Source organism: Microcoleus sp. T3_A4, assembly GCF_036700465.1.
In the GTDB taxonomy this organism is placed as follows: Bacteria; Cyanobacteriota; Cyanobacteriia; order Cyanobacteriales; family Microcoleaceae; genus Microcoleus.
Map to the genome: position 1 here is coordinate 1 of NZ_JAUBOY010000044.1, position 18013 is coordinate 18013.

12 protein-coding genes are annotated in these 18013 nt (G+C 45.6%); 7 read left to right on the forward strand and 5 right to left on the reverse strand.

Features of this window, described 5'->3' with window-relative positions; translation table 11 throughout:
- Positions 1 to 1065: 1065 nt before the first annotated feature.
- Entirely contained in the window at positions 1066 to 1437 is a 372-nt protein-coding gene (locus tag QUA07_RS22490; RefSeq protein ID WP_333329440.1) for a DUF4342 domain-containing protein, read from the forward strand.
- An 86-nt stretch (positions 1438 to 1523) separates the two neighbouring features.
- Here the strand turns inward: QUA07_RS22490 and QUA07_RS22495 are convergent, their stop codons facing one another.
- From QUA07_RS22495 to QUA07_RS22505, 3 genes are all read right to left on the reverse strand, one after another.
- On the reverse strand, positions 1524 to 2855 hold the full coding sequence (locus QUA07_RS22495) for a serine hydrolase (RefSeq protein ID WP_333329443.1): 1332 nt from the start codon (positions 2853 to 2855) through the stop codon (positions 1524 to 1526).
- Between the two features lie 290 nt (positions 2856 to 3145).
- The gene (locus QUA07_RS22500; RefSeq protein ID WP_333329446.1) at positions 3146 to 3478 is read right to left on the reverse strand and encodes a hypothetical protein; all 333 of its coding nucleotides are present in this window, start codon (positions 3476 to 3478) and stop codon (positions 3146 to 3148) included.
- A 31-nt stretch (positions 3479 to 3509) separates the two neighbouring features.
- Entirely contained in the window at positions 3510 to 3683 is a 174-nt protein-coding gene (locus QUA07_RS22505) for a hypothetical protein (protein ID WP_333329449.1), read from the reverse strand.
- Between the two features lie 276 nt (positions 3684 to 3959).
- Between QUA07_RS22505 and QUA07_RS22510 the strand changes: the two genes are divergently transcribed.
- Both QUA07_RS22510 and QUA07_RS22515 read left to right on the forward strand, forming a co-directional pair.
- Positions 3960 to 5825 (forward strand): AAA-like domain-containing protein, encoded by a 1866-nt coding sequence (locus QUA07_RS22510; RefSeq protein WP_333329452.1) that lies wholly within the window; start codon positions 3960 to 3962, stop codon positions 5823 to 5825.
- A 298-nt stretch (positions 5826 to 6123) separates the two neighbouring features.
- On the forward strand, positions 6124 to 6720 hold the full coding sequence (locus tag QUA07_RS22515; RefSeq protein ID WP_333329456.1) for a Uma2 family endonuclease: 597 nt from the start codon (positions 6124 to 6126) through the stop codon (positions 6718 to 6720).
- A 13-nt stretch (positions 6721 to 6733) separates the two neighbouring features.
- Here the strand turns inward: QUA07_RS22515 and QUA07_RS22520 are convergent, their stop codons facing one another.
- Positions 6734 to 7492, reverse strand: coding sequence for a 5-formyltetrahydrofolate cyclo-ligase (locus QUA07_RS22520; RefSeq protein ID WP_333329459.1), 759 nt, complete (start codon positions 7490 to 7492; stop codon positions 6734 to 6736).
- Positions 7493 to 7606: 114 nt separating this feature from the next.
- Between QUA07_RS22520 and QUA07_RS22525 the strand changes: the two genes are divergently transcribed.
- A complete protein-coding gene (locus QUA07_RS22525) occupies positions 7607 to 10381 on the forward strand; it encodes an AAA-like domain-containing protein (RefSeq protein ID WP_333329462.1) in 2775 nt (924 codons plus the stop codon).
- Between the two features lie 230 nt (positions 10382 to 10611).
- On the opposite strand, the gene QUA07_RS22530 is transcribed toward QUA07_RS22525, so the two are convergent.
- Positions 10612 to 11076 (reverse strand): COP23 domain-containing protein, encoded by a 465-nt coding sequence (locus tag QUA07_RS22530; RefSeq protein ID WP_333213399.1) that lies wholly within the window; start codon positions 11074 to 11076, stop codon positions 10612 to 10614.
- Positions 11077 to 11421: 345 nt separating this feature from the next.
- On the opposite strand from QUA07_RS22530, the gene QUA07_RS22535 reads away from it, so the two are divergent.
- From QUA07_RS22535 to QUA07_RS22545, 3 genes are all read left to right on the forward strand, one after another.
- Positions 11422 to 11919 carry an HNH endonuclease gene (locus QUA07_RS22535; protein WP_333082663.1) on the forward strand — a complete coding sequence of 166 codons (498 nt, stop codon included), beginning with the start codon at positions 11422 to 11424 and terminating at the stop codon, positions 11917 to 11919.
- A 246-nt stretch (positions 11920 to 12165) separates the two neighbouring features.
- Positions 12166 to 13440: a bifunctional oligoribonuclease/PAP phosphatase NrnA gene (locus tag QUA07_RS22540; RefSeq protein ID WP_333329466.1), complete on the forward strand. Its 1275-nt coding sequence runs from the start codon at positions 12166 to 12168 to the stop codon at positions 13438 to 13440.
- An 871-nt stretch (positions 13441 to 14311) separates the two neighbouring features.
- Complete coding sequence (locus QUA07_RS22545; RefSeq protein ID WP_333329469.1) at positions 14312 to 17953, forward strand: diguanylate cyclase domain-containing protein; 3642 nt, start codon at positions 14312 to 14314, stop codon at positions 17951 to 17953.
- Positions 17954 to 18013: the final 60 nt, after the last annotated feature.

The following is an 18013-nucleotide window of genomic DNA, read 5'->3' on the forward strand; positions in this document are numbered from 1 at the left end:
TTTTAAATCACCCTAACCTTCCTTCAGTCTTGTCTTATGGTACTCTGGCTGCTTAAAAACTGTCCGGAGTATTGTAAGTGTAAAGATGTTGAAAATTCCCTTGATTCATATTAGAATAGCCTGATGTGATGCATCTCAGCTTTCACGTTGTAAGGTAAAATTCATCCGTCTCCACGCCGCTTCGACGCACTAAGCAAGGAAGTCTAACAATTCAAATGCAGCGGACAGCCGCAAGTCGCTGATGTTGAGTTGGAGCCTATCTGCCACGATAGACTATGCCTTTATCCTGCGTACTGTACGAAAGCAAGGTTATTTAATTCGATCGCTCCGCCTCTCGGTGTCATCCCCGTAAATTGCCGAAACTGTGTGCTGCGAATGGCTGTGGCAGTTGAAGCCACACCAATACGGCAATGTCCATAATTGATCTCGAAAATTTCAACAACTGCTTTGCCCGTTCTACTCGTTGGGCGATCGATTATGGTTAGGGAGATGTGCCTATCAACTACTTCAACAGATGGCTGAAATGAAATTGACCCATGCCCAGCAATTGAGCTAAATCTGCAAGCTTAATATCTTGATTCAGATGTTGGTTGATGTACTCGGTTTGCGTTTCTGATTTTATTGTACTTCGCCAGTGCGATCGCTATCTCTGGGATGCTTTTGAGAACTGGCATTGCAAGCCATAGCTTAATTGTGCCTAGATAGCAATCTCTTTTGAAGTCATTGTAAAAATATAAAGTTTTAATATTAATAATTTTCCCTGACTTTACTTCGCTTGGTGTCCAACTTAAAGATTCAACAGACAGCCGCCACCTTGACCGGGCTGGCAATACGCACCTTACTTGTATCTAGAGACGGGTTGTTTCAACAATATCTTCTCTACCTTTAGGAAGAGATAAACCTGCCCTGATCTAACGCCAAAAAAATAATGTTTTGAGTAAAAAGGCGGGGGTGGAAAGTACGAATGCAGATTGTAGGGTTTCCTTGCCTGTCATTCCCAAGTGCGATCGCCGAAGATAAGAGTATAGAAATTAAACGGCTGGTTTTCACCCGCCCTTACACAAAATGAACTTACAAAAAGAACAACAAGTAACAATTCTACAAGACGAAACAGCAGCGACTGGAAATTCAGCCAACCCAACAGTTGAAAGTCATGTATTCGCCTCAGAATTTGCAACAGAGGAAAAAGTCAGAGTGGAAGAATTTAAGATTAGCGGTGACAGCCTAATTGGTAAAGTCAAAGAACTAATTCAGCAAGGAAAACTCCGCCGCCTTGTCATCAAAAACTCGCAAGGGCGGACTTTGGCAGACATTCCGCTGATGGCTGGATTGGTGGGTGGCGTTGCAGGCTCAGTAGTCTTTCCAATTGCTGCTGTACTTGCTACAGTGGGAGCAGTTGTGGCTCATTTGACTGTAGCCATCGAGCGCAAAGAATAGTCATTAGTAATTAAAAATCTTCTCTTCAAGTCCGCGAAGGCGGACTTTGTTTGTTTAGTAGCGATTTCAATCGCCGAATTGTCTGATCAACGCAAATTATCCGGTACTCTCGCCGCAGGTTGGTCTAAATAATTGTAAACAATCCGGGAAATCCGGCGCACCAAATCTCTCACAATCGGGTCATTGTAAGGACGTTTTACAAAAATTGCCGCTAAATAACGCTTACCGTTGGGCATATCAATAATTCCCGCATCGCCAACTACAAAGCCAATATCTCCGGTTTTGTCGGCAATCACGGCGCCGGGGCCCAAACCGGAAGGCAAAAGCGTTCTAGTTGTGGTGTGCCGCAGTAATTCTAAAGCTTGTTCGCGACTCGATTCAGAGACTAATTTATCGCCAGACAGCATCGCCAGCAACTTTACCATATCCACAGAACTTGTGGTATTTGTTCCTTGAAAATCGCCGAGCCAATTGCGAATTCTGGTGTCAGTTAATCCCCAACTGCGAAAACGCTCGTTGAGTTTAGCAATTCCCCCCAAACGTTCAATAATCATGTTGGTGGCTGTATTGTCGCTGATGGTAATCATTTTATCTACGGTTTCTCTGATGCTAAACCGAGTGCCATTTGGTTCGTCTTGCATAGTTCCAGAACCGCTGGCAACTAAGTCGGACTTCATAACTAATGTTTCGTCTAGGCTAACTTTGCCTGCGTCTACATCTTGATAAAAGGCTATCAGAATAGGTAATTTGATGGTACTCGCGGCCGGAAATACTCGATCGCCTTTGATATCCAAATAGTTTCCTGTATCTAAATCCAGAAAAAACATTCCGGCGCTCAGGGATCTATACTGTTCGATCGCACTTTCGATTTGAGGCTTGATGGCTGTCATTTCCGAGCCTGTTGACAGCCCCAAATCAGCCGAATAGTTTCTCTGATTTCCCGGCGAAACAGAGGGCGTAACTTGAGCTGTTGTTTGTTCTATCCGGGTAATAGCTGTTGGTATAAAAGACTCGTTCCCCGCTATTTGCTCTGGATTTGGCAACTGAAACGACCAGCGCGTGGCAGATTCTCTAATGACTCGGACTTTTTGCGGGTCTAACTTATAACCGGGAGTTAATTGTATCACTAACCTGGTAGTTTCCGTGTCAAACTGCCCGACTCTAATCTGTTGAATAGCTGAATTGTAGCTTTGAGGACTTTCGGGATACTCCAAGACTATTCCCGGCAAATCAATTACTAAGCGGGTGGGATTAGCAATGAGTTTAACTTCCGGCTGCACTCCTGAATCTGTGGTTAAATTGAGTTGGTTTTCCTTGGGATCGAAGTGCCAAGATGTTAGTGTATCAGCTTTTGCGGGCAGGGCGATCGAGAAAAGACTAAGGGCGGCCGGCAACAGCCATCGCAGTTTTAGAGTCATGTTTGAAGAGAAAGAGTTTACGGCTGCAACGAGAAAGCGGCTGAAAAAACCTGATCAACCGCTTTCGAGACGAAGCACATAGCATCATACAGTCAAATCTTGCCCGCAGCCGTAAGTTTTTTATTTGCTTTGAGAGTATTGCGTTTCCGGGACTGATATCAGATCCGGTTCTATTACCCCTTTTTCTTCTTGTCTCGCGCAGGCGGACGAAAGTTTGTACTGTCGCGAATTCTCTGGGCAGAATTCTTGTTTTGTAGGCACAAATTTTATTCACATGAGATGAATTCAAGTTAGGCGACTTCCCGATTTCTAGCATCTTCGAGTGAGTCGATCGCAGCTTTGAGAAAAACTTTTCCTTTCGCAACAAATCGGCGATCGCTCAAAGGATCGTAAGCTTCCCAATTACCGCTAACTTCGCGATCTCGCCACAAAAACCAGCAGCGGTAGATTTCCCCGCTATCTATATCATCGCACAAAGCCAGCCAATCATCCCCCGTGAGAGCGCTGGCATCTAATGCTACCAATTCCATCCATGCAATTGCAGTGCAGGCATCGATCGCCTCAGCATCAACGGAGTCAAATTTGGTAGCTATAGGTTGCGGCGAACACAGTGTAGACTTCATAATTTCTCCTTAATTAAATGAATGAATTTGCCTATTTATGCAACTGGCCCGGTATACCAAGTGGAAAAACTGTGTTTTGATAAATTTCTGGTTCGTCAAATTTACCAGCGGCTGATGCTTCTGTTAAATTATTAAGTGTATTAATTGTGAAAATGGCGGCGGTTCCCAAAGCGGCCATTGCCAGTCTGTGTAAGATTTTGCTCATTTGGCTGCTCCTTTTTTGCTTGGTGTATCTACTCTAAAAAGTTAAGTGGTGAGTAGCGGCGGAGATTGGGGAGTTAAGAAAAACTTTTTCTCATCAAATATATTCAACTGTTGAAGCCGTTATCAGGACAGAGTTTGAGGAGTCGAGCGCCAAAAAAACCTCCCCAAGTAAAATTCCTTAAATTCCGGCTGGCTGATTATCTTCCTTAAAATCGCCCAAAATAGGAACTTAAGGGGTTAAAATTTCTAGATTCGTTCCCCTTTCACTGCAAGCGAAGTGCTCAAGTCAACACGCGATCGCGGTCGCATTCTCACTGCCTCTGGCTTAAAGAAACTTAACGAGGCGCTCCAAGAATGGTCTGACCGATATAACATTAGAGGTACTCTGACTGAAATCGAGGCTGAATCTGGCGTCGGTGCGGATACAGTCAGCAAAATTAAGCAGGGTAGAGAAGGTGCGGATTTGAGTAAAATTCGCCAGTTGTTCGCGGCTTTTGAGATGACTCTGGCTGCTAGCGACCATCGATCGGCTAAACTTGAGGAACCGACAAATTTAGACGAGCTGGACAATTCGCCGGCAGGGGAAGATACAGCCAGCAACAGAATTGTTAAAGTATTTGTCAGTTATCGCAGCGCCGAACCCGATCGCGAGTTAGGAAAACAGTTGGAAATGGCTTTAAGCGCGATCGGGCATACAGTTTTTACAGCAGAAAATAACATTAGATTAGGAGATAATTGGTTCGATCGCATTAATTCATTCCTCCAAGAATGCGATTATTTGCTGCTACTGTTGCCACCAACGGGAAATCAAAGCGAACTGCTAACATATCAAGTTCAGCAAGCAAAAGAACTGCAAGACTCCCGCCCTGACAAGAAACCAATAATTCTCCCCATCCGCGTCGGTTTTCCGCTGAATGCGCCTCTAAATCACGACTTGCGGGGCTATCTGTACCGCATCAAACAGAGGGAATGGAAAACCACCGCCGACACTCCAATTATTATCGAAGAAGTCCTGAATTTACTAGCAGAAGAACCCGCACCAGTTACCGAAGAAACGGAAAGTTTAACACAAAAACAGCTATTAGAAATTAGCAGCGACGAAATACCTCTACCCGCCGCTGAACCGGAATTACCGGGAGGACAAGTGGATGTCGCTTCTCAATTTTATGTAGAACGCCCGCCCATCGAAGAACGCTGTTATCAAACTATTGTGCAGCCCAGCGCCTTAATTAGAATCAAAGCACCAAGACAAATGGGCAAAACTTCCTTGATGGCAAGAATTTTGCATCACGGAGCCCGTCAAGGGTATTGCACAGTGCCACTAACTTTTCAGTTAGTAGATAAAGCCGTATTCGCCAACTTAGATAAATTCTTAAAGTGGTTTTGCGCTTACGTCGGCCGCGAGTTGCACTTACCCAATCAATTAGATGATTATTGGGACGAGATATTTGGCAGCAAAGTCAACTGCAAAGATTACTTTGAAAAATACATTTTACCACAAATCGATAGTCCTTTAATTTTAGGATTAGACGAGATCGATCGCGTTTTTCAATATCCCGACATTGCCGAAGACTTTTTAGGACTGCTGCGGGCGTGGCACGAAGAATCCAAGCGGCGCGACATCTGGAAAAAACTGCGATTAATTGTAGTTCACTCCACCGAAGTTTACATCCCAATGAACATCAATCAATCGCCTTTCAACGTCGGACTGCCCGTAGATTTGCCCGAATTCAACTCTCAGCAAATACAAGATTTATCAGCGCGCCACAACTTAAATTGGTCTAATGCAGAAGTTGAAGAATTAATGGCAATTGTCGGCGGACATCCGTATTTAGTGCGAGTTGCATTATATCACATTTCGCGATCGCATTTGACACTCGATGAATTAAAAGAAACTGCGATCGCAGATGCGGGAATTTACAGCGACCATTTGCGCCGGCAGTTGTGGAATTTGGAAGAATATCCTGAGTTGGCGCAGGGGATGAGAGAGATTGTGGCTGCGGACTCTCCGGTGCAATTAAAGGCAATGCAGGCTTTTAAGTTGGACAGTTTGGGGTTGGTGAGATTGCAGGGGAACGAGTGCATTCCGAGGTGCGAACTGTATCGACAATATTTTCGATCGCACTTGAGCGCGATCGGGTAAAATTTGGTCAGTAACTGCGGTAAGTAATAATCAGGTGAATGATAGCCATGAACGATATTTTTTTGATAACTTCCGATAATTGGCTAGATTGGATAGCCGTATTTGGTTATCTAGCTTTTACAGCTTTCATTGCATGGCGCGTGTTCACCACAAAGTAGATATATTATGAAGTTACCTTCTTCCTTTTTTTCTTTCTTACTTCGCGTCCTAGCGCTTACGCGCCGCTTCGCGTAACGCGTCTTCACGGTTCGTTAAATAAAAACTAAAATAAGACAACAATTAACTCGGCTATACAGTTATGTCGCCCGTCGAAAGTGTTGCAGCAATTCCGAACGATCTGATTTTCCGCTTGAGCATCGAGCAGTATCATGCGATAATTCAAGCTGGTATTCTCACGGATGATGACTCTGTAGAATTGCTGGAAGGTTGGCTGGTTTTCAAAATGCCAAAAAATCCACCGCATCGAGCAACAACTCGTCTTGTCAGAACAGCTTTAGAGAATATTTTACCCCCTGGTTGGTATGTCGATTCTCAAGAACCCATCACGCTATCCAATAGCGAACCTGAACCTGATCTAGTGGTTGTCCGAGGAGATACGCGACAGTATCTCGATCGGCATCCGGGTGCGGAAGATATTGCCCTGATTATTGAAGTATCCGATACGACGCTTCAACGCGATCGCACTGTCAAAAAACGGATTTATGCCCGCGCTGGAATTTCCATTTATTGGATTGTGAATCTTGTGGAAGAACAGGTTGAGGTGTACTCTCAACCAATTGCTGAAGTTGAGCAGCCAGATTACAGTCAAAGATTAGATTTCGGGCGATCGGCTGTTATACCGATTATTGAAGGGATAGAAATTGGGGCGATCGCTGTGAATTCTCTTTTGCCTTAATTTTGATTGAAAGCTATTTGTTAGTGGTTAATTGCTCTCTAAACTTTCGCAAAATTGGAATTTGTGCCAACTGTTCCGGCCGTATACTATCCCAGTCTAACCCAATTGGACGCGGATAAGTTGTATTAGTTTCAATTACCTCCTGGGCAGTAACAATCCAATTCAGCGCCCAATCGTGAGCTTGCATTGGTAAACGCGAATCTGCGACTATTTGCAAAGGATGCACTGTTGTTACAATTGGCGTATCGATTTGTACTAACCCGAATTCCTTCAACATAGCCAATTCCAAATCCGCAAATCCTGCACCTTTCCCGGTTCTTCCACCGTTGGGACCCGCGGCTACGCAGCCGACTATTACTAAATCAATCGGCTCCATTTCTGCAAAACTTACCAATTTTCCGCAACTCAGTGCTTTGCGGGCGATCGCACTTTCGGCAATAGATATATTTTGTCTCTGCAAATCCTCAGCAGTCAACTCAACAAAACAGCGATCGTCTGTCAATCGCGGTACTGCCATATACAGGCGTTTCCCATCTTGCAAAGCTTGCATCCGCACCGGAATTTGTGGCGAATCTGGATTGCACTTAATCGTTTTTGCTTGTTGCCATATTGGTAAAGTTGCCAATCTTTCGGCAGCCACCTGTGCACCGACAAAGTTGGGAATATGACCGAACGCATCGCCAATAGATGCGGCTTGCTGCTTCAGCAAAGACCAAATTTCAGCTCTTAACTTGTCTTTGTCGTCGTTATATCCCGTCCAATCAGTTTTCATACTGTATTGTGTTACAATTAATCATACATAATTATGCTTTAATACCGCCTCACTTCTTCAGTCCGCGAAGGCGGATTTTGTTTTTGTAGTAACGGTTTCAACCGAATAACTTATATGAATTCTACCACGAAGCCCAGTTACTATCAAGTCGGCGGCAGTCTCACCAATAACGCTCCGAATTATGTGAAGCGGCAAGCCGACGACGACCTTTATAACGGATTGAAAGCCGGAGAATTTTGCTATGTTTTGAATTCCAGGCAAATGGGCAAATCTAGCTTGCAGGTGCGGACAATTCAGCGGCTGAGAAATGAAGGAATTGCTTGTGCTGCGATCGACATTTCGGAAATTGGCAACCGCGGCGTTACTCCCGAACAGTGGTATGCTGGTTTGCTACGCATTCTCGAAAATAACTTTAACCTGTCGGATATTGTCAACGTGCGTACTTGGTGGCGCGATCGCAATTTTTTAACCCCGGTTCAAAGATTGAGCGAATTCATCGAAACCGTACTTTTACCCAACATTACCAGCAATATTGTCATTTTTATTGACGAAATCGACAGCATTCTCGCCCTAGATTTTCCCGCCGACGATTTTTTAGCCTTAATCCGATCGTGCTACAACAAGCGCGCCAACAATTCAGAGTTCGATCGCCTAACTTGGGCCCTCTTAGGTGTAGCATCGCCGACGGATTTGTGCCGCGAGCAAAATGCCAGCAGCAATACCCCTTTTAATATTGGCAAGGCGATCGAATTAACTGGTTTTGACGAAACAGAAGCTCAACCGCTAGCAGCAGGGTTGGCAGACCTGACAGATAGCCCTCATGAAGTTTTGAGAGAGGTTTTGTATTGGACGGGCGGGCAACCTTTTTTGACTCAAAAGCTGTGCAAACTTCTGCTGGAAAATCCACAATTAATCCCGAATTTACCCCCCCCAGCCCCCCCTTGCCAAGGGGGGGAGAAAGATGCTGCCACCGCTTGCCAAGAGGGGGAGAAAGATAAAATTCACACTTCTCAAGAGTGGGTGGAGAAAGTAGTGCGCTTGAAAATCGTGGAGAATTGGGAAACTCAAGATGTGCCCGAACATTTGTCCACAATTCGCGATCGGCTTTTCAGAGAAAACCAACGGATTGTCAGGAGACTCGGATTGTATCAGCAAATTTTAGAACAAGCTGAAATTGTCCCCGATGGTAGTGCCGAACAAATGGAATTACGATTAAGCGGATTAATCGTTAAGCGTAGGGAAAAATTAACAATTTCTAATCCTATTTATCAAGCTGTATTTAACCAAGACTTAATTGAACAAAAATTAGAAAAACTCTCGCCTTACTCCGAAGCCATCAAACTCTGGCTCAATTCTAGCTGTGAAGATGATTCCCAACTGTTGCGAGGAGATGATTTGCAGTCAGCATTAGTTTGGGCGACAGGGAAAAGTTTGAGAAACGAAGATTTTCAATTTTTGACAGCCAGCCAGAAAGTTATTTTGAGCGACCAAAATCAACTGCTGCGTTCAGCTACACTAGAAACTAAAAAAGCTGTCTGTGATGCCGAAAAAGCTTTGAGTGAAGCTCACTCTGCCAAACAAAAAGCCAAACAGTGGATCGGCATCGGTTCTGCGGTACTGGCAGCATCGTTACTGGCAGCGATCGGCTTTTCAACTCTTGCTTACCAGCGGTTTAAATTAGCACAAGCAAGTATTGAAATCGAACAAAATGGCAGCGATGCTTTATTGTTAGCGGTATCTCAAAAAACCGAAAACACGGAAGCTTTATCAGAAGCTTTACTGAGGGCGATCGCCTCCGGTAAAAAATTAAAAACATTGGTTGAAAACAAACCTAAGCTAGAACAATACCCAGCAACTAGACCGCTGTTAGCCTTACAAATAATTCTCGATGAAATTAGTGAAACACAGGAGGTAAAAGCCTCATCAAGTCCGCAAATAAAGATCCAGTGGCAAGCTCATAAAGGTGCAGTTACCAGCGTCACTTTTAGCCCAACTAGGCAAATTTTAGCAACCGCAGGAATAGACGATACAGTTAGGATGTGGAACTTTTCCGGGAAAAAAATTGCTGAATGGAAAGCTTTACAGCGGTCAGTTAATATGGTAAATTTTAGCCCAAACGGTAATTTTTTAGCGACAGCCGGAAGGGATAACACGGTTAAAATATGGAATTTATCAGGTAAAAATATTTCTACTTTGAAAGGAATCCAAGGCTCTGTTACCAGCATCAGTTTTAGTCCCGAAGGAAAGTTATTAGCCGCGGCAGGGATAGACAGCTATGCTGCAATTTGGGATTTGTCTAAACTGCCACAATTAGTATCACCTAGCCAGAAACTCCCAGGTCACAACGGCTTAGTGAGAAGCGTAAATTTTAGCCCAAAGGGCGATTTCATAACGACTTTAGATGGCAAATCTACAGTGCGACTTTGGAATTTGTCGGGCAAGCTAAAAAAAACACTGCCTGTTCAGGCAATTGGGATCAGTTTCACTCCGGCTCAACACCAGTATCGCTTTGCTACAGTAACATTGAATGGCAAAGTTGGGCTGTGGAATCTGTCAGAAAAAGAATTAGTTAAGGAATTTCAAACCTTGCATTTTGATGCGAAATCAATTAGTTTTAGCCCCGACGGAGAACGGCTGGCTACAGTGGGAATTGACAAGACTGTACGGCTGTGGAATTTAGCGGGGCGGCAGGTTGCTCAATTTGAGTTCGAGGAGAATGTTGTTAGTGTCAGTTGGAGTCGAGACGGAAAACAAATTGCTGTAGCTGGAAGCAACGGCACTGTATGGTTGAGGCAGGTTGAAGGTTTAGAAGAATTGCTGAAGCAAAGCTGCAATTTTTTCGCCACTCAACCGAAGTATTTTACCAGAGTTTCAACTCTCTGCAAGTAGGACACGGCAATGCCCATTAGTCCGTTAGTCATCCATCAAGTCCGCCAGGGGTTGAAACCCCTGTCTAATAGCGAAAGTCCTCTCAAAGAGGACTGAAGAGAAGAATCTCAACTCATTAGTCCTCTTTTAGAGGACTTTAGCTTTGAGGCAGGGGTTTCAACCCCTGCCGGACTATTGGTTGTACCTTAAGTTGACACCTATGGGCATTGCCATGTCCCTACTAATGACTATCAATTTACCTTAACAGGCGAAACACTTACATTAGGATTTGTGACTCTTCTTAAGAGTTCTTGTCGAGCTTGTTCTGGATTTTGGCCTTTGGGTACTTGATATAATAATCTACAGGAACCGTCTTGAGGATTAGCTGCACAAATAATTAGTTGACCGGTGGGCGATGCACCTGCTGTGACAATATTCTCCCAAGTTCCTTGCGGTTGTGAGTTGTTGAGAATTCCTGAGACTCTGGTGCACCGAGTAATCGCGTCTTCTCCTGATTCATTGAAATAGTTATCAGCTAGCCACAAAATAACGGGAATATTTTTGCCTTGTTGGACAGCAATTGTAGCTGGGCGACCGCCAGCAGCGCCACAGAAGAATGAAGGCGTTTGAGCAAAGGCTGGACTGTTTGCTAAAATCGGAGCAACAAGGGCAATAATTGACGCGCTAAAAGCTGACTTTAAGAGCCGAAATTTCATGAGCAGTAATAAGCTTTTTCATTTAAGGTTACTAATAGTCTAAAAAGTTAAACTGTTTGTTGCCGGGAAGATTAGGCATTTAGAGAAAAAAATAAAGTTTATTCTGCAAATTTTTGCGATCGCACACACTGGCCTCATCTAAGCCAAAACTTAGGGAAAAAAGCTCGCTGACAAACACCAAAAGCAGAAAACAGGTGCAGCCACAGGGGGCGCAAGCGCAAAGGTATAGGGTAAAGGAGTGGTTTTGCACCGTTTTTTGCGCTCCCCTCGCTCTTTCTGAGGTTGTCCCACCTAAAGGGGAACCTGTGTTAACATCGAAAAAAATATTCTCTTTAATAATCAACAATGGGCAATGTTCTGGTGCTGAACGCCTCCTACGAACCCCTTAACATCACCAATTGGCGAAGGGCGGTAGTTTTGTTGCTAAAAGGAAAAGCAGAACAGGTAGAACACAACGGGAAATTTATTGCGCCAAACTTCCCGCTACCAACTGTGATCCGACTGCGGCATTACGTCCGAGTTCCCTATAAGGATATTCCGCTGACCCGCCGGAACATCTTGCACCGGGACGCACACTCTTGTCAATACTGTAGTTATGCGGGGGACGATTTAACCCTCGATCATGTGATTCCCCGATCGCGCGGAGGAGGCGACAGTTGGGAAAACCTCGTCACCGCTTGTGTCCGCTGCAATGTCAATAAAGGCAGCCGCACGCCAAAAGAAGCGGGAATGTCGCTGCGCTATCCACCTAGGAAACCTCACAGCGGTCTTTATTTTGAAGTGACTAAACACGTTAAGAGCGGTATGCACAAAGAATGGCAAAAATATGTAATTGGCCTTTAAAACCCCTGTCAGCGCAAGCGCGGGGGTTTTTTGCGGAAGTTCTGAGTCCTGAGATTGCTTCGTTCCTGGGAACGCACACTCTCTGCATGAGTTAAAAAGTTAAACAGTTAAAGAGAGAATTTACGCTCTTAAATCGGGTTTCTAGTAAGAAGTATGGGCTTTGACAACAAGGCATCTACAAAGAAACCGGGTTTAAGATAGAATGTCGCGCAAATCCTGAAATAGTTAAATTGTTAATTTTTAACGATGAAAGACCATCCCCCTAACAATTCCGATGAAACATCCGGCAACCGCAAAGTTGAGCTTGAGCCCAGCAGCGAGGTTGTAGCCGAAGTGAATGCGCCTGGGAAACGGCGCAGCAAAGCCGAAGTTGTTTCCGAGGAAAACCGCGGCCGTCTCCGCGAGGAATTGCACGATCGCAAAGTCGAGCAATTGCGCCAAATGTTCGATCGGCACAAAGGCACTCGCCAGTTAATCTTGCTGCAAGATTTTCCCGATCCCGACGCACTTTCCAGCGCTTGGACTTACAAATTAATTGCCGAACAATACGATATCCAATGCGAGATTATCTACGCCGGCGCCCTCAGCCACCAAGAAAATATTGCCTTAGTTAAATTGACAGGGTTGCCGTTGCAGCGGTGGACGCTGGAAACAGTAAAGACTAAGGATTTGTCGGTGTTTCAGGGCTGCGCTTTCATTGACAATCAAGGGACGACTTGTAACTTAACCCAGTATATTTTAGCGGCTGGAGTTCCGATCGCTGCTGTCATCGATCATCACAATTTGCAGGGGGAAATGAACGCAGAATTTACCGATTTGCGCCCTCAAATCCGCGCTACAGCCACCATTTTTGCCGAGTATTTACAGTCTGGAATGTTAGCTCTCGACGCCAGCGTCAGTCTGCACATCAAGTGTGCTACAGCTTTGATGCACGGTTTGCGATCGGATACGATCGCCCTCAGACAAGCTCAGGAAGAGGACTTTTTAGCTGCGGCTTATTTGAGCCGGTTTTACGACCCGCAGTTGCTGAATGCAGTGTTACAGTCGTCTCGTTCTAAGTGGGTGATGGACGCGATCGAGCGATCGCTCAAACACCGCACTGTCCAGAACAATTTTTCGATCGCCGGCATCGGCTACCTCCGCTATGACGATCGGGATTCTATTCCCCAAGCGGCGGACTTTTTAGTAACAGAAGAGAACGTACACACAGCAGTTGTCTACGCAATTGTTCACGACAAAGACGAAGAAATTGAAGTAGTAATTGGCTCCCTGCGAACTAATAAACTTACTCTCGACCCCGACGAATTTATTAAAGAAGCCTTCGGTCAAGATGCTCAAGGACGCTTTTTTGGGGGCGGCAGAAGTCAAGCTGGAGGTTTTGAAATTCCGGTGGGATTTCTTTCCGGCGGGAATGAGAAGAGCGATTATGCAAGGCTGAAATGGGAAGTATTTGATGCTCAGATTAAGCAAAAATTGCTGAATTTAATTAGTCCTAAAGACAATCCTGTTTACGATCATTAACTCTGGAGTTTTTAGGTGCGGTCTTAATTCCAGCAACAGCCTGGGAATGCGATCGCTTTTTGACCTCCGCTTGCTACCAGGTGTTGCCGTGTTTTTTTCTCAGTCCGGGCAAAATCTTAACTTGATAATCAGTCCTGCCCGCACTCTAACTCTAGTCAACCGGCTTTTTTAAGTTTTATTGAGGGTTTGAACTCACGTCTAGTGCGCTTCTGCCATCAACAGGCTTTCCGGCCTGTTCCACAACAACTGTATTTTCTTGTGGGGAGTAGGGGTTGGGCAGGAGAATCCGCCCATAAAAAGTTTATTGAAAATCCTGCAAGATGCCACTTTTAACGAAGTAAGGAGGTTAAAAAACCCTGTTGACTTCTCCAGGACTAACCCTAATAAATTTTATCCCCATGTCCCCAAAATACACACCAAATAAACTGGGTATTTTAACTATTGTCAAGGGAGGCAACGAAGTATTTTGCTCAAAAAAACCAGGTTGCGGAGCCAATTTAGTTTTATCGAGTTTACTAAAGTCACAATAATTCTTACTTTTTAACAATTATGCAAGGTTGATTTTTTGATATTTTAGTGTTTGTTCGCTAAATCAATCACAATTTGTTATAGTTGGTGCAGGAAAGTTTCGATAATAATTAGTAAAAAAAACCTTGAAAAAAATCAAAATAGATACCCAACAACCTAAGCCATTGGCTAAATGATATGAAAAAAGGAATTGTAGCAGTCAAAAAAAGTTTTGCTTTTCACATAAATATGGTTTTTTTCCTAAGCCCATGTAGCGATTCCTACAATTTCAAACAAATTATTATATTTATTTGCCGCGGGTTAGGATAGTAGAAAATAGCTTAAAAAAACAAGGAACACGGAGATGTCTACAAAACAGACTTTCTCTTGGTCGTTAGAGAAAAGCCTAGAAAAAGTTTCAGAAATTGCACTTAAAATCAACGAGTTCGTGGCTCTGGAGACAATTTTGCAATGTGCGCTAGAAGAAACCAGGGTGCTGCTGCAAACCGATCGCGTAATTATTTATCGCTTCCTATCGCATAGAGATGGCGTAGTATTTGCAGAATCGGTTGATGCTAAGTGGCCGCCAACCCTAGGAAAACAGATTTATGATCCTTGCTTAGAAGCCACCTGGGTAGATCGTTACAGCCAGGGACAAACGAGCAGCATTTCTGATATTCACGCTGGTGATCTTCAAGCTTGTGATGTCGAATTGCTCGATCGCATCCAAGTTCAGGCAAATTTAGTTGCGCCAATCTTGCTAGATGGCCAACAACAGCAATCTCCGAAGCTTTGGGGACTGTTGATTGCTCATCAATGCCGAAGTCCGCGTCAGTGGGAACCTCTCGACATTCAGATCCTGCAACAGGTTGCAGTGCACATTGGGTTGAGGATGCGGCATCTGGAATCTCACCCCCCGGTGCTGGGGCTAAACCAACCGCCGGAACTCGAAACAGAACCAAATCAAACTGCTCCCAATACAGAAAGCGCGCCCAGAGTCAATCATCAAAATTGTCTACCACCAGACTTGGCCTGTTCCCTGAGCGGCGATATTGTCCACCTCAAAGCCTTTGACTTGTTGCAAAACCCGATCTGGATATTTGATATTGAGGATTGGCAAATGCGGTGGGCAAACCAAGCTTCCTTGTACCTGTGGAATGCTTCCACGCGCCAGCAACTCGCGATCCGCAACTTTAGGGATATGTTGTCAGAGTCTACTCGGATTCGCTTGCAGAGCTATCTGCAGCAGTTTGAGCAAGGCCAAACCTTGTCCGAGCAGTGGACGTTTTACCCGGCAGGTGAGGCTGTTTCTGTCGGCTGTCGGTGCTCTGGCATCAGGATTGATAGCGGGCGTTTGGCAATCCTGGTCGAGGGTAAGGTCGAAACCGCTCCTCAAATCGAACCAGAAACCCTGCGATCGATCGAGGCAATCCGACACACCACACTGATGGTTTCGCTATACACCCTCGAAGGTGTGCCGCTGCTGCAAAACCCGGCGGCCTTGCGCTGTTACGGGGAGGCGCTGCACCGTGGCTCTGCGACAGATAATGCTTTTGTGAGTCACTTTGTTGACTCTCAGGTAGCAGAGCGAGCAATGGCAGTTCTTCAGTCCGGTGAGGTATTTAGCACGGAGGCTCAAGTGATTACTCTGGCGGGAATTCGCTGGCATGGGATGGACGTGCGGTGTACCAACGACCCGGTAACAGGCAACCCGATGTTGCTCGTGAACGAAAAGGACATTACCGACCGCCAGCAGACAGAAACAGCCCTGCAAAAGAGTGAAACCCGGTTGTCAGAAGCCCAGCGGGTTGCCCACATCGGTAACTGGGAGTGGGACGTGATTACGGGTAAAATTACCTGGTCTCCCGAACTATTCGAGATTTTGGGACGATCTAGGGCCCTAGGCGAACCTACTTATGAAGAAAACTTGCGGCTTTACCATCCCGAAAGTGCCAAACAGCTACACCGGGTAGTTCAACGAGCGCTCACTCACGGAGAGCCTTATCTATTGCGCCTTAGAATCGTGGGCCCGAATGGTTCTATCCGCCATACCGAAGCCAGAGGACAGGTTCAACTCAATGCAGAGGGAAAAGTCATTCGGTTGTTTGGTACATCTCAAGACATTACGGATATTGTCCAGGCGGAAACAGAACTCAGAGAAATGAGTACAGCTCTTGCTAATGCTGTGGAAGGCATCTCGCGACTGGATGTTTTCGGACGCTACCTCACCGTTAATCAAGCCTACGCCAATATAGCGGGTTATCAGCCTGAAGAAATGGTTGGTATGAATTGGCAGAAAACAGTTCATCCCGACGACTGCCACAGGATGATGACGGCTTATCAAAAAATGCTAGCCGAGGGCCGAGTGGAAGTTGAGGCCCGGGGTATCAGGAAAGATGGTTCGATTTTTTACAAGCAGGTGGTGATGTTGGCAGCCTACGACTCGCAGGAGCGATCGATCGGGCATCACTGCTTTATGAAGGATATCACCGATCGCAAGCAAGCAGAAGCAGCATTACAGCAAGAGTTCGGGCGTCTGGCTGTGGTGATTGCCACCCAACAGGAAATCGCCATCCGCAATCCTAACCTGGATGCAGTGATGGCGGTGATTAACGATCGAACTCAAAAATTGATCGGTGCCGATGGGGCCGTGATTGAAATCTTGGAAGGGGATGAGTTGGTGTATCGGGCAGCCAGCGGTATCGCCAGCACCTATGTTGGATTACGGATGAAAGTAGGGACAAGTTTATCGGGACAATGTATTGCGACCGGCCAAATTATGCTTTGTGATGATTCACAAACCGATGCACGGGTGGAGCAGTCTGTCTGTCAGCGCATTGGTATCCGGTCACTGGTGGTTGTTCCCTTGTTCTATCAGGACGATCGGGTTGGCGTCTTAAAAGTTGTTTCCGCTAGACCCTGTGCCTTTACAGAGTCAGATATTCATACCTTACAACTGATGGCCGGGTTTTTGGCGGGTAGCCTGCATCTGGCTTCAGAGTTTGAGGCTAAAAACATTCTCCTGAGTCAATTACAGGAGAGCGAGGAACGGTATCGTTCTGTGATTACAAGCATGACTGAAGGCGTCGTACTTCAGCTAGCAGACGGACAAATTACTACCTGTAATGCTAGTGCCGGAAGGATTCTCGGACTGACCCCCGAACAACTGATGGGGCGTACATCCATAGATTTAGACTGGCGAACCGTTCACGAAGATGGCTCTCCTTTCCCCTGCCAACAGCATCCGGCAATGATTACCCTACGGACGGGAAAACCCGTATCAAATGTGGTGATGGGCATTCAGAAATCGGATAAAACGCTGACTTGGATTTCGATTAATTCGCAACCGCTGTTCCAGATGAATCAGTCTCAACCCTATGGGGTAGTAACAACTTTTGCTGATATTACAGAACGCAAGCGGGCCGAGGAGATGCTCAGACACCGGGCGGAACAAGAAAGATTAATTGCTACGACAGATGGGTTAACACAAGTAGCAAACCGTCGCTGTTTCGATGAGCAATTGCAGTCGGAATGGCACCGGCTGATGCAGGGGAAACAACAGCTTTCGTTGATTATGTTGGATGTAGATTATTTCAAGCGATATAACGATTGCTACGGACATCAAGCTGGGGATATTTGTTTAGTAAAAGTGGCTTCATCGGCTGCACAAGCGGTTAAACGTTCATCGGATCTGTTTGCACGTTACGGGGGCGAAGAATTCGCTGCTATCCTACCGAATACGGATGCAGATGGCGCGATTGCGGTTGCTGAGTCGATCCGAGAGGCAATCCGAGATTTGGGAATCCCTCACGAGCAATCTGAGGTGAGCTCGATCGTGACTGTTAGCATGGGAATTGCAACTGTGATTCCCACTGCGGAAACATCACCGGATGAACTCATTGCCCTCGCCGATCGAGCATTATATGATGCGAAACGACAAGGGCGCGATCGCTACACAAGCGCCAACCAGATGACAGCGCCAGATTTCAATACAGTTGTAGAATAGGCAAAAGGTAGGTATATCCTAGACAGCTCCTAGAAAAACGGGACCCAATGCCTGGAAGTA

Excerpts from the sequence above, each read along its gene's own strand:
- QUA07_RS22490 (WP_333329440.1), top strand. The coding sequence starts at position 1,066 with ATGAACTTACAAAAAGAACAACAAGTAACAATTCTACAAGACGAAACA.
- QUA07_RS22515 (WP_333329456.1), top strand. The coding sequence starts at position 6,124 with ATGTCGCCCGTCGAAAGTGTTGCAGCAATTCCGAACGATCTGATTTTC.
- QUA07_RS22540 (WP_333329466.1), top strand. The coding sequence starts at position 12,166 with ATGAAAGACCATCCCCCTAACAATTCCGATGAAACATCCGGCAACCGC.
- QUA07_RS22530 (WP_333213399.1), bottom strand. The coding sequence starts at position 11,076 with ATGAAATTTCGGCTCTTAAAGTCAGCTTTTAGCGCGTCAATTATTGCC.
- QUA07_RS22520 (WP_333329459.1), bottom strand. The coding sequence starts at position 7,492 with ATGAAAACTGATTGGACGGGATATAACGACGACAAAGACAAGTTAAGA.
- QUA07_RS22495 (WP_333329443.1), bottom strand. The coding sequence starts at position 2,855 with ATGACTCTAAAACTGCGATGGCTGTTGCCGGCCGCCCTTAGTCTTTTC.
- QUA07_RS22525 (WP_333329462.1), top strand. The coding sequence starts at position 7,607 with ATGAATTCTACCACGAAGCCCAGTTACTATCAAGTCGGCGGCAGTCTC.
- QUA07_RS22500 (WP_333329446.1), bottom strand. The coding sequence starts at position 3,478 with ATGAAGTCTACACTGTGTTCGCCGCAACCTATAGCTACCAAATTTGAC.
- QUA07_RS22505 (WP_333329449.1), bottom strand. The coding sequence starts at position 3,683 with ATGAGCAAAATCTTACACAGACTGGCAATGGCCGCTTTGGGAACCGCC.
- QUA07_RS22535 (WP_333082663.1), top strand. The coding sequence starts at position 11,422 with ATGGGCAATGTTCTGGTGCTGAACGCCTCCTACGAACCCCTTAACATC.
- QUA07_RS22545 (WP_333329469.1), top strand. The coding sequence starts at position 14,312 with ATGTCTACAAAACAGACTTTCTCTTGGTCGTTAGAGAAAAGCCTAGAA.